The sequence below is a fragment of the Christiangramia aquimixticola genome (assembly GCF_048285835.1).
GTDB classification, from domain to species: Bacteria; Bacteroidota; Bacteroidia; order Flavobacteriales; family Flavobacteriaceae; genus Christiangramia; species Christiangramia aquimixticola.
Genome location: NZ_JBLVTL010000003.1, coordinates 268,765 through 281,143, shown reverse-complemented (window position 1 = coordinate 281,143; position 12,379 = coordinate 268,765). Strand labels below are relative to the sequence as shown.

General features: G+C 38.2%; 9 protein-coding genes. 4 read left to right on the top strand and 5 right to left on the bottom strand.

All coding sequences use genetic code 11. The features are described 5' to 3' along the window. Positions 1 to 30: 30 nt before the first annotated feature. On the top strand, positions 31 to 570 hold the full coding sequence (locus tag ACNKXV_RS08190) for a 1-acyl-sn-glycerol-3-phosphate acyltransferase (protein ID WP_417907225.1): 540 nt from the start codon (positions 31 to 33) through the stop codon (positions 568 to 570). 1 nt (position 571) lies between these two features. Here ACNKXV_RS08190 and ACNKXV_RS08185 read toward each other — a convergent pair whose 3' ends face one another. The 4 genes from ACNKXV_RS08185 to gcvT all read right to left on the bottom strand — a co-directional run bounded on the left by ACNKXV_RS08185 (position 572) and on the right by gcvT (position 3,677). Beyond that, positions 572 to 1,300: a YebC/PmpR family DNA-binding transcriptional regulator gene (locus ACNKXV_RS08185; protein WP_417907224.1), complete on the bottom strand. Its 729-nt coding sequence runs from the start codon at positions 1,298 to 1,300 to the stop codon at positions 572 to 574. Between the two features lie 95 nt (positions 1,301 to 1,395). Next, positions 1,396 to 1,686, bottom strand: a complete 291-nt coding sequence (locus ACNKXV_RS08180; RefSeq protein ID WP_417907223.1) for a 4a-hydroxytetrahydrobiopterin dehydratase — start codon at positions 1,684 to 1,686, stop codon at positions 1,396 to 1,398. A gap of 87 nt (positions 1,687 to 1,773) precedes the next feature. Continuing rightward, on the bottom strand, positions 1,774 to 2,589 hold the full coding sequence (locus ACNKXV_RS08175; protein ID WP_417907222.1) for a sugar nucleotide-binding protein: 816 nt from the start codon (positions 2,587 to 2,589) through the stop codon (positions 1,774 to 1,776). A gap of 5 nt (positions 2,590 to 2,594) precedes the next feature. Beyond that, the gene (gcvT, locus tag ACNKXV_RS08170; RefSeq protein WP_417907221.1) at positions 2,595 to 3,677 is read right to left on the bottom strand and encodes a glycine cleavage system aminomethyltransferase GcvT; all 1,083 of its coding nucleotides are present in this window, start codon (positions 3,675 to 3,677) and stop codon (positions 2,595 to 2,597) included. Positions 3,678 to 3,805: 128 nt separating this feature from the next. Between gcvT and ACNKXV_RS08165 the strand changes: the two genes are divergently transcribed. Both ACNKXV_RS08165 and hutH read left to right on the top strand, forming a co-directional pair. After that, positions 3,806 to 5,335 carry an NAD(P)H-hydrate dehydratase gene (locus ACNKXV_RS08165; protein WP_417907220.1) on the top strand — a complete coding sequence of 510 codons (1,530 nt, stop codon included), beginning with the start codon at positions 3,806 to 3,808 and terminating at the stop codon, positions 5,333 to 5,335. A 95-nt stretch (positions 5,336 to 5,430) separates the two neighbouring features. Further along, positions 5,431 to 6,936: a histidine ammonia-lyase gene (gene hutH / locus ACNKXV_RS08160; protein ID WP_417907428.1), complete on the top strand. Its 1,506-nt coding sequence runs from the start codon at positions 5,431 to 5,433 to the stop codon at positions 6,934 to 6,936. 115 nt (positions 6,937 to 7,051) lie between these two features. Here the strand turns inward: hutH and ACNKXV_RS08155 are convergent, their stop codons facing one another. Next, positions 7,052 to 9,604, bottom strand: coding sequence for an ATP-dependent Clp protease ATP-binding subunit (locus tag ACNKXV_RS08155; protein ID WP_417907427.1), 2,553 nt, complete (start codon positions 9,602 to 9,604; stop codon positions 7,052 to 7,054). 246 nt (positions 9,605 to 9,850) lie between these two features. On the opposite strand from ACNKXV_RS08155, the gene gyrA reads away from it, so the two are divergent. Then, positions 9,851 to 12,379 (top strand): DNA gyrase subunit A (gyrA, locus tag ACNKXV_RS08150; protein WP_417907219.1); only part of this gene is annotated, 2,529 nt, incomplete at its 3' end.

Here is a 12,379-nt window from a genome sequence, read left to right as displayed (position 1 = left end):
TCAACTAAGCATCATCGAGAATAATATCTTATGCGCTGGTTAGCAAAACTTGTATTTTATAAAATTCTTGGCTGGAAACTTGAGAATAATTTTGATCCTGCCATAAAAAAATGTGTAGTTATCGTTGCTCCACATACCAGTTCCTATGATTTTTTAATTGGAATTCTGGTTAGGCAACTAATGGGATTACAGATAAATTTTATTGGAAAGAAAGAATTGTTTAAACCGCCTTTTGGTTTTTATTTCAGAATGGTGGGAGGAGCTCCAATTGACAGATCTGGGAATAAAAAGAAAGTTGATGCCATCGCGAAAGTATTTGAAGAGAAGGATGTTTTTAGATTAGCAATGTCGCCGGAAGGTACACGTCAAAAAACAACTACCTGGAAAACCGGTTTCTATTATATAGCGCTAAAAGCGAAAGTTCCCATCATTTTGGTTTCATTTGATTATGGGGTGAAAAAAGTAAAAATCTCCGGGGCTTTTCAGCCAACCGGAGATTTTGATAAAGATTATTCTAAGATCCTTAAATTCTACGATGGGGTAGAAGGTAAGATTCGCGAAAACTTTTAGTTTAGTCTTCTGTAGATTCCGGAGATTCCATAGTATGATATACGTTTTGTACATCATCATCCTCTTCCAGTCTTTCCAGTAATTTTTCCACATCTTCAGCCTGCTCTGCAGTAAGACTTTTTGTAACCTGCGGAATTCTTTCAAAGCCGGAAGATAAAATTTCAATTTCTCTGTTTTCCAGTTCTTTCTGAATAGCACCAAAATATTCAAAAGGAGCGTAGATATGAATTCCATCTTCATCTTCAAAAACCTCTTCTGCACCAAAATCGATCAATTCAAGCTCCAGTTCTTCCGGATCCTGACCTTCAGCATTAATTCTGAAATTACAGGTATGATCAAACATAAATTCTACAGATCCTGAAGTTCCCAGGTTCCCGTCACATTTATTAAAATGAGACCGAATGTTTGCCACTGTTCTGTTATTGTTATCTGTTGCAGTTTCTACAAGGATCGCGATTCCATGAGGAGCGTATCCTTCAAAAAGCACCACTTTATATTCACCCTGAGACTTATCTGAAGCACGTTTGATCGCGCGTTCGATATTGTCCTTTGGCATATTTACACTTTTCGCGTTCTGAATAACTGCACGTAACTTTGCATTGGTATCAGGATCTGGTCCGCCATCTTTAACGGCCATTACTATATCCTTCCCAATTCTTGTGAAAGCTTTGGCCATTGCCGACCAACGTTTCATTTTACGCGCTTTGCGAAATTCAAATGCTCTTCCCATTTTAAGATAAAAATTAGATTCGGGCAAAAATATAAAAAAAAGCTCCTAAATCACTTAATAATTCAGGAGCCCTGCAATTTTATTCCTATCCGCTGTTAATTGGATGCTTCTATGATATCCTCGATGGTTCGGGCTAATTTGAAATCCTTTTCGGTTACTCCATCAGCATCATGGGTGGAGAGAGAAATTTCCAGCTGGTTGTATACATTTCCCCAATTTGGATGATGTTGCTGAGCTTCAGCTTCAAAAGCAATTCGCGTCATCACAGTGAATGCTTCTTTAAAGTTCTCGAATTGAAACGAGGTATGAATGGCCTTTTTTGCATAGGTCCATCCGTCTAAATCTTTTAACTTATTCTCGATCTCCTGCTCACTTAATTTTTGCATAATGTCCGGATTTTATATTCCCTTAAAGTTAGACATTAAACCAGCAGTGGTGAAAAAATCAATTTTGGTTTAATAAAGTTTTAACAACTAAAGCTTAGTAGAGGCTTTAACTACTTGTTGAATGCTGATGTGAAGATTCTTTGGAAGTTTATTGTCCTTAGGAAGTACCGCTAAAAACCGATCATAATTGGAATCGTAAACATTTTTAAATAATGGGCTATCAAAACCTAAACCCTCACAAATATCCAGGATAAAATCTCTTTGGTGAACAAGGTCTGTGCTGCCAAGGTGAAAAACTCCCTGCCGGCTTCTGTTTATTATATAATGAACCTGCTGGGTAAGTTTCTGGATTTCGGTGGCGTTAATAACGACATTTGGAAATACTTCCAGGGGCTCACCAAGATCGATTACTGTTTTAATTTCCTTAATTCGAGGGGATCCTTTCCCAAAAACCATTGGTAATCTTAGAATATTGTACTGATGGTTGGGAAGTCGTAAAAGTGCATTTTCTATCTTGATCTTAAACCGGCCATAAACACTTTGACTTAAAGTTTTGTCATATTCGTAAGAAGGGTAGTTGGTGAAAGCATCAAATACATTGGCAGAACTTAGGAATATTAGCTTTTTATCGTATTTAAGTAAGTAGTTTATGATCGAAAAATGGGTTTCTACCTGCGCATCGAAACTTCCGCGAAGAGATGAAATTATTACATCCGGCCTTAAATTTTCCAGTAAGATCTCCACATTCTCATACTCCATATCAAAATGGTGGAACTGGTGATTACTTTCAAAAAAATCGTTGGCGGTATGATAGGTACCATGAGTATCAAAATAGGAGCATAGCTCTTTATATAGGGCATTGCCTATAAAGCCGCTAGCTCCTAAAATGAATATTCGTTTCAAATAATTTATCCTTTGTAAAAAGGCAGTTTTACTTGCGTTGCAGGTACTGCTTTTTTCCTGATCTGGATAAGGATCTTATTTCCAACACCAGCAATATCTGCAGGAACATATCCAAGCCCTATTCCTTTTTCAAGGGAAGGGGACATGGTACCTGAGGTTACAGTTCCAATTTTTTCTCCGGCCTCATTCACGATATCATAACCTTGTCTTGGTATTCCTCTTTCGTCAAGTACAAAAGCTACAAGCTTTCTTTCAGGTCCGTTTTCCTTTTGCTTTTTTAATTCTTCACTATTAATGAAGTCTTTAGTGAATTTGGTGATCCACCCTAAACCGGCTTCAATAGGAGAGGTTGTGTCATCTATATCATTTCCGTATAAACAATATCCCATCTCCAGTCTAAGGGTGTCCCTTGCTGCAAGACCAATTGGTTTGATTCCAAAATCCTTCCCGGCTTCCATTACCGCATCCCAGATCTGTTCTGCATCCTCGTTTTTAAAATAGATTTCAAAACCACCGCTTCCGGTATAACCTGTTGCAGATACGATCACTTTATCAACCCCCGCAAATTCTCCAACTTCAAAAGTATAGAACTTCATATTGGTCAGGTCGATCTCAGTCAAGGATTGCATGGCTTCAGCAGCTTTTGGTCCCTGAATGGCCAGCAATGACATTTCATCACTCATGTCCCGCATGGTAGCATCCATTGTGTTATGCTGAGAGATCCAGTTCCAGTCTTTGTCAATATTAGAAGCATTTACTACCAGTAAATATTTCTCTTCCTCAATTCTATATATAATAAGGTCATCAACAATTCCGCCTTGATCATTAGGCATGCAGGAATACTGAGCTTTTCCATTGGTAAGTTTAGAAGCATCGTTAGAGCTGATCTTCTGAATTAATTCCAGAGCATTTTCTCCTGAAATTAAAAATTCACCCATATGGGAAACATCAAAAACACCAAGGTCTTTGCGTACTGTTTCATGTTCAATGTTTACTCCTTCATAGGAAACCGGCATGTTAAATCCGGCGAATGGAACCATTTTAGCATTCAGTTCTTTATGTTTTGCAGACAGGGCTACTTCTTTCATTATTTTTAAAAATTTGCCCAAATTTATTCAATTCAGAAAGAATACAATATTAAATCCGCCATTTTATCTGTTTATATTTAAAACCGGCTAATAACATTATATTTGATAGACATCAAAAATTGCTTTTCATGAAAATACTTAGTGCTAAACAATTATCTGAAGCAGATAAGTATAGCATCCAAAAAGAGAATATAACTTCTGTTGAATTAATGGAACGAGCCGCAACTCTTGTTTTTGAAGAAATTCATAAACGTTTGCAGGGCGCACCTATTCCAATTAAGATCTTTTGTGGAATTGGTAATAATGGAGGTGATGGCCTGGTTATAGCACGCCACCTGATTCAGCATGGTTATGAAGTAACTACCTATGTGGTGAATTACAGCGATAAAAGGTCTGAAGACTTTTTGACTAATTATGAGAAATTAAAGGATATCACTAATAACTGGCCACAGTTGATCAAAAATGAAGACAGCTTTCCAGATATTCAAACAGGTGACTTTGTTATTGACGCAATGTTCGGGATTGGGTTGAACCGACCCCTGGAAAACTGGGTGGGTAAACTTGTAGAATATATTAATGCATCTCAGGCTTTTACCCTGGCCATAGATATGCCCAGTGGATTATTTACAGATAAAGGTCCGGAAAAGAATAGTGCGATTATTGAAGCTGATTATACCCTGAGTTTCCAGGCGCCAAAACTGGTGTTTTTCTTGCCGGAAACGATGGATTATATAGGCGAGTTGCAATTACTTGATATTGGTTTAGACCGGGAATTTCTCGCAAAGTTAGAATCAGATATTTATCTAATTGGGAAAGAAGAAGCGGCCAGCTTATATAAAACGAGAAAGAAGAATTCGCATAAAGGAGACTATGGAAGAGTTTTAATTGCCGGTGGCAGCTACGGAAAAATGGGAAGCGTGCAACTTACGGCTAAAGCTGCTTTGCGCGCAGGAACGGGATTATGCAGCTTATACATTCCAAAAATTGGATATCAAATTATCCAGACGGCTTTACCCGAAGCAATGGTTATAACAGATAATGAGGAAGATTTGATCACCTCGATTCCTGCCGATTTTGATGCTGATGTATTTTGTTTTGGAATGGGCGCCGGGACTGATAGGAAAACGGTAACTGCTTTTAGACAATTTTTAAGTGAGGTGAAAACGCCTATTTTGGTGGATGCTGATGGTATCAATATACTTTCTGAAAATAAAGATATGTTAGACTTACTTCCGGAAGGCTCAGTTTTAACACCGCATCCCGGAGAATTAAAAAGATTGATAGGAGAGTGGAAAGATAATTTTGAAAAACTTGAAAAAACCAGAGAATTAAGTGAAAAATATAAAGTGATTGTTGTGATTAAAGGTGCGCATACTTTTATAGTGAATGGTAAGGAAGTTTTCATTAATACTTCCGGAAACCCCGGAATGGCTACCGCAGGTAGCGGGGACGTTCTTTCCGGCATTATTACGTCCTTGATGGGGCAACAATATAACAATGTTGCTGCCGCTGTTTTGGGAGTATACCTCCATGGCGCCAGTGGCGATATTGCGGTTAGAGAATTAGGTTATGAAAGTTTGCTGGCAGGAGATATTGCAGATCATATAGGCAGAGCAATTATGGAATTATTTAATGGAGAATCCATTGATAAGCGCTAAAAATTAAGAATTGTTTAAAAATTTATAGAATATTCACTGAAATATTTGGTTTCTTATAACCGAAGTAAGATTTTTGCCTTCCAAAAATTTTCTACATAATGGAGTATCACTATATAAGCTCAGCAGTTCTGGACCTGGAGGTCATTGACGATATAATTAGGAACAATAAAAAACTGGCATTAAGTGATGAATCCAGGGTGAACATTGAGAAATCCCGAAAATACCTCAATAACAAAATAAAGAATAGTACTGCTCCTGTTTATGGAATTAATACCGGTTTTGGAGCACTTTGTAACGTAAAGATAACACCGGAAAAACTTACCGAGTTACAGGAAAATCTGGTTCGTTCTCATGCCTGCGGAACCGGGGATAAGGTTTCAAAACCTATTATAAGACTAATGCTGTTGCTTAAGATACAGTCTTTAAGCTACGGAAATTCAGGAATTGCTCTTGAAACTGTCGAAAGATTGATCAAGCTTTTTAATAATGATCTACTGCCGGTAATTTATGAACAAGGATCGCTTGGGGCATCTGGTGATCTTGCACCACTGGCGCATCTTTCCCTTCCGCTTATTGGAGATGGAGAAATATGGGATGGTGAAGGAATTATTACAGGTGAACAGTTGCTGAATAAAATGGGGTGGGAGCCTCTTAAATTACAAAGTAAGGAAGGACTTGCTCTGCTTAATGGGACTCAGTTTATGAGTGCTCATGGTGTTTATGCCTTATTGAAAGCTTACAAGCTTTCTTATATGGCCGATCTAATTGGAGCAATTTCAATTGATGCTTTCGATTGTAATTTATCTCCATTTGACGAATTGGTTCATTTAGTAAGACCACATCGTGGTCAGGTTAAAACAGCTGAAAGAATCAGGAAATTTCTTGAAGGAAGTTTGATAGCAGAATCTGAAAAGAAAAATGTTCAGGATCCTTATTCTTTTAGATGTATCCCTCAGGTACATGGCGCCTCAAAAGATACTCTTGCATTTGTAAGAAAGACCATAAAAACAGAGATCAATTCGGTTACAGATAATCCCAATATTTTTATTGAAGCAGATAAGATTATTTCCGGAGGGAATTTTCATGGACAGCCGTTAGCGCTAGGAATGGATTATTTAGCCATTGCACTTTCAGAATTGGCCAATATTTCAGAACGCAGGATTTATCAATTAGTATCAGGTTTACGAGGCCTGCCTAATTTTCTTGTTGAAAATCCAGGCTTGAACAGCGGATTTATGATTCCTCAATATACAGCTGCGAGTATTGTTAGTCAGAATAAGCAACTTTCTACCCCTGCATCTGTGGATTCCATTGTTTCCTCAAACGGGCAGGAAGACCATGTTAGTATGGGGTCCAACAGTGCCACCAAGCTTATTAAAGTTGTGGAAAATTTAAATACTGTCTTGGCAATTGAACTTTTCAATGCTTCTCAGGCACTTCATTTTAGGGAGCCAGCTCAAACATCTGAATTTTTATCTGAAATAGTTGAAAATTTCAGGGAAGTAGTGCCGGTGTTGACAGAAGATCGTACAATGGCGCCTTATATTAAGAAGGCCAAGAAATTTATTGAAGACTTCAGGATTGAAGAATTCCTGGATTAATAAAAACTCCAGATCGTTTTCCATCATAATTGAATGGTGAGGAAACTTTGATCTTGATGATAAAAAAAAGGTCGCTGAAAAATCAGCGACCTTTTTTAATTCTATTGAAAGTCTATTAAGACTCCGGTTCTTCAACCGGTTTTTTAATATCTATAGTAAGAATATTATTCTTTTCATCAAGATCCATAGTTATGGTATCACCTTCTTTAAGATTCGAAGTAATGATCTCTTCAGCCAGGGCATCTTCAATATACTTTTGTATTGCTCTGTTTAAAGGACGGGCACCATATTGTTTATCAAAACCTTTTTCTGCAATAAAATCTTTAGCTTTATCTGTAAGAGTAAGGTCGTATCCTAAACCATGTATTCTTTCAAAAAGTTTTTCAAGTTCAATATCAATGATCTTGTGAATATCTGCTCTCTCCAGACTATTAAAGATCATAACATCATCGATACGGTTTAAGAATTCCGGAGCGAAAGCTTTTTTCAAAGCATTTTCAATTACGCTACGGGCATTGTCATCTACCTGAGATTTTTGAGCTGTGGTTCCAAAACCAACACCCTGTCCAAAATCTTTAAGTTTACGAGCTCCGATATTGGAAGTCATGATGATAATAGTGTTTCTAAAATCAATTTTTCTACCAAGACTATCGGTTAGATAACCATCATCCAGAACCTGTAAAAGCATGTTAAATACGTCCGGGTGAGCTTTTTCCACCTCGTCTAAAAGGACTACTGCGTAAGGTTTTCTACGAACTTTTTCAGTTAACTGTCCACCTTCTTCATAACCAACGTATCCAGGAGGTGCTCCAATCAATCTTGATACAGCAAATTTCTCCATGTACTCACTCATATCGATCCTGATAAGAGCATCTTCATTATCAAAAAGTTCACGCGCAAGTACCTTTGCCAACTGTGTTTTTCCAACCCCTGTTTGACCAAGGAATATGAAAGAACCAATTGGTTTATTAGGATCTTTAAGTCCGGCACGATTACGTTGAATAGCTTTTACAACTTTTCCAACTGCCTCATCCTGCCCAATTACCTTGCCTTTGATCTTTTTAGGTAGTTCTACCAGTTTATTACTTTCGGTTTGAGCAATTCTATTCACAGGGATTCCTGTCATCATAGAAACCACATCAGCAACATTATCTTCAGATACAGTTTCCTTGTGTTTTTTGGATTCTTCTTCCCAGCTTTCCTGAGCTATTGCTAATTCTTTCTCAAGATTCTTTTCATCATCCCTTAGTTTGGCAGCTTCTTCATATTTCTGTTTTTTGACTACAGAATTTTTGCTTTCTCGAACTTCTTCAAGTTTTCGCTCCAGGTCAAGGATTTGTTGCGGAACATCAATATTGGTGATATGCACACGGGAACCTGCTTCATCCAGGGCGTCAATAGCTTTGTCTGGCAGGAACCTCTCCGTCATATACCTGTTGGTTAACTTAACGCAGGCTTCAATAGCTTCGTTAGTATAAACCACATTATGGTGTTCTTCGTATTTGTTCTTTATGTTATTAAGAATTTCAATAGTTTCTTCAACAGTAGTTGGTTCAACGATCACTTTCTGGAATCTTCTTTCCAAAGCACCGTCTTTTTCTATATACTGTCTGTATTCGTCAAGGGTGGTAGCACCAATACATTGAATTTCACCTCTGGCTAACGCAGGTTTGAACATGTTACTGGCATCAAGACTACCTGTAGCGCCACCGGCTCCAACAATAGTATGGATCTCATCTATAAATAAAATGATATCATCATTTTTTTCCAGCTCGTTCATTACCGCCTTCATTCGTTCTTCGAATTGTCCACGGTATTTGGTACCCGCAACCAGACTGGCAAGATCAAGTGTTACCACTCGCTTGTCAAAAAGGATACGTGAAACTTTACGCTTTACAATTCTTAAAGCAAGTCCTTCAGCTATAGCAGATTTACCTACACCCGGTTCCCCGATAAGAAGCGGGTTGTTTTTCTTTCTTCTGCTTAAAATTTGAGAAACCCGTTCAATTTCTTTTTCTCTTCCCACTACAGGGTCAAGCTTATCAGCTTCGGCCATTGCAGTAAGGTCTCTACCAAAATTATCAAGAACCGGAGTTTTCGATTTTTTATTGGTTTTTCCTGTGCTGGCGCCCCCACTAAATGGATTTTCCCTTGCAGTATCCTCACTTTCGTCATCAGAAAATGATTCCGCCGTTGGGCTTTCTGTGAAGTCGTCTTCATCGCTTGCGATCATGTATTTAAACTGATCTTTCACTCCGTCGTAATCAATTTTCAATTTATTCAAAAGTTTAGTTGTTGGGTCGTTCTCATTCCTTAATATACACAGTAACAAGTGGGCTGTATTGATTGAAGAACTCTGGAAAAGCTTGGCTTCCAAAAAAGTTGTCTTCAATGCACGTTCTGCCTGTCTTGTTAAATGCAGATTTCTCTTCTCATTACTTATAGTAACGGTATTGGGATTTGCAGGGCTAAGGATCTCAACTTTTCGTCGTAGATGACTAAGATCTATATCTAATGCGGTTAAAATATCTATAGCTTTTCCATCGCCATCCCGCAGCAATCCAAGCATAAGGTGCTCTGTACCAATAAAGTCATGGCCCAGCCTTAAGGCTTCTTCCTTACTGTAAGCAATTACGTCTTTTACTCTTGGTGAAAAATTATCATCCATTGTATCTTCCTTTCTCAAATTTATTTTCAACCGAAATAGGTCAAAAACTGTACCTATATAGGGACTTAGTAGCTAAGTGACAAAATTACTTTCACTTTTCAAAGCTTAAAATACTGAACTTATTAACCAACAGCAGATAAAAATTTGTTAATAAAAATACAGTGTCCCCCATGTAAGGACTTACCTAAAGAGGGATAAAATATGTAAATTGCCCCTTACATTTTTGAGATAATTAAATTTTTAAATATGGCTGAAGGAGAAAAGATTATTCCTATCAACATTGAAGATGAAATGAAATCTGCCTACATCGATTATTCGATGTCGGTCATTGTGTCACGTGCACTTCCAGATGTACGGGACGGTTTAAAGCCTGTTCACAGACGAGTTTTGTATGGAATGTACGAACTTGGAGTACTTTCAAACAGAGCCTATAAAAAATCTGCGAGAATTGTTGGGGAAGTATTAGGTAAGTATCACCCACATGGTGATTCATCTGTATACGATACCATGGTTAGAATGGCGCAGCACTGGAGTATGAGATATATGCTTGTTGACGGCCAGGGTAACTTTGGATCTGTTGATGGTGATAGTCCTGCAGCTATGCGTTATACGGAAGCCCGTATGCGAAAGATCAGTGAGGATATGCTTGCAGATCTGGATAAAGAAACGGTTGACACCCAGCTTAACTTTGATGACTCTCTTAGCGAGCCGGTAGTTATGCCAACCAGAGTTCCTAACCTCCTGGTTAACGGAGCCAGTGGTATTGCAGTAGGGATGGCTACTAATATGCCTCCTCACAACCTTTCTGAAGTAATTGATGGGACCATTGCTTATATTGAAAATCACGATATAGAAATTGATGAACTTATCCAGCACATCAAAGCCCCTGATTTCCCTACGGGAGGAATCATTTATGGTTATGATGGGGTAAAGGAAGCATTCAAAACAGGTCGTGGTAGAATCGTGATGCGGGCGAAAACCCATATGGAAGAGATTAACGGAAGGGAATACCTTGTGGTTACTGAAATTCCATATCAGGTGAATAAAGCCGACATGATTAAAAAGACTGCTGATCTTGTCAATGAAAAGAAAATAGAAGGGATTAGTCTTATTAGAGATGAATCTGACAGAAACGGAATGCGAATCGTATATCAGCTTAAAAGAGATGCGATCCCAAATATCGTTTTGAATACATTATTCAAGCATACAGCTTTACAATCTTCATTTAGTGTAAACAACATTGCCCTGGTAAATGGAAGACCAGAGATGCTGAATCTTAAGGATCTTATTTATCATTTTGTTGAGCACAGGCATGATGTGGTTGTTCGTAGAACTCAATATGAATTAAGAAAAGCTAAAGAAAGAGCTCATATCCTTGAAGGATTGATCATTGCTTCAGATAATATTGATGAAGTAATTGCTTTGATTCGTGCATCTTCCAATGCAGATGAAGCGCGTACCAAATTAATGGAGCGTTTTGAGCTTTCTGAAATTCAGGCGAAGGCTATCGTTGAAATGAGACTTCGTCAACTTACCGGCCTGGAGCAGGATAAGTTGAGAGCTGAATATGATGAAATTTTAAAGACCATAGAAGACCTTGAAGATATTCTTGCCCGTAAGGAGCGTAGAATGGAAGTGATCAAAGATGAATTGCTCGAGGTAAAAGAAAAATATGGTGACGAAAGACGTTCTCAAATAGAATATGCCGGGGGAGACCTTAGTATAGAAGATATGATCCCTGATGAAAAAGTGGTAATTACCATTTCTCACGCCGGATATATTAAAAGAACATCTCTTTCTGAATATAAAACCCAGAATAGAGGAGGAGTTGGACAAAAAGGATCCAATACCAGAAATGAAGACTTCCTGGAGTACCTTTTCGTAGGAACCAATCACCAATACATGCTGTTCTTTACTCAGAATGGTAAATGTTACTGGATGAGGGTTTACGAAATTCCTGAAGGAAGTAAAGCTTCCAAGGGAAGAGCGATACAGAACCTTATTAATATTGAGCCGGAAGATAAAGTAAATGCATTTATATGTACTCAGGATCTTAAAGATGAAAAGTATGTAAATGATCATTTTGTTATCATGGCCACTAAAAAAGGTCAGGTTAAGAAAACAAGACTGGAGAAATATTCAAGACCTCGTACTAACGGAATTAATGCGATTACCATTAAAGAAGGAGATGAGTTACTTGAAGCTAAGTTAACTACCGGAAACAGTCAGGTGATGCTGGCCGTGAAAAGTGGAAAAGCGATTCGTTTTGAGGAAAGCAAAACCCGTCCAATGGGTAGAAATGCCTCAGGTGTACGTGGAATTACTCTTGCCGATGATAATGATGAAGTAGTAGGAATGGTTTCAGTAAACGATTTTGATTCAGATATACTTGTTGTTTCTGAAAATGGATACGGTAAACGTTCCAGCCTTGAGGATTACCGAATCACCAACCGTGGTGGAAAAGGGGTTAAAACCATCTCGGTAACCGAAAAAACAGGACAACTTGTCGCAATCAAGAATGTAAGTGATAAGGATGATCTAATGATCATTAACAAATCTGGAATTGCGATTCGTCTTGCGGTGGAAAACCTAAGAGTAATGGGGCGTGCAACTCAGGGAGTTAGGCTTATCAACCTTAAAGGCAACGATGCAATTGCAGCGGTAGCAAAAGTACTTCATGATGAAGACGATGTAGAAAGCATGGAAGAAGCTACACAACCTGCTGGGACTGAAGAACCGACTAATGGCACAACTATTGCAGACGATAGTGAGGAA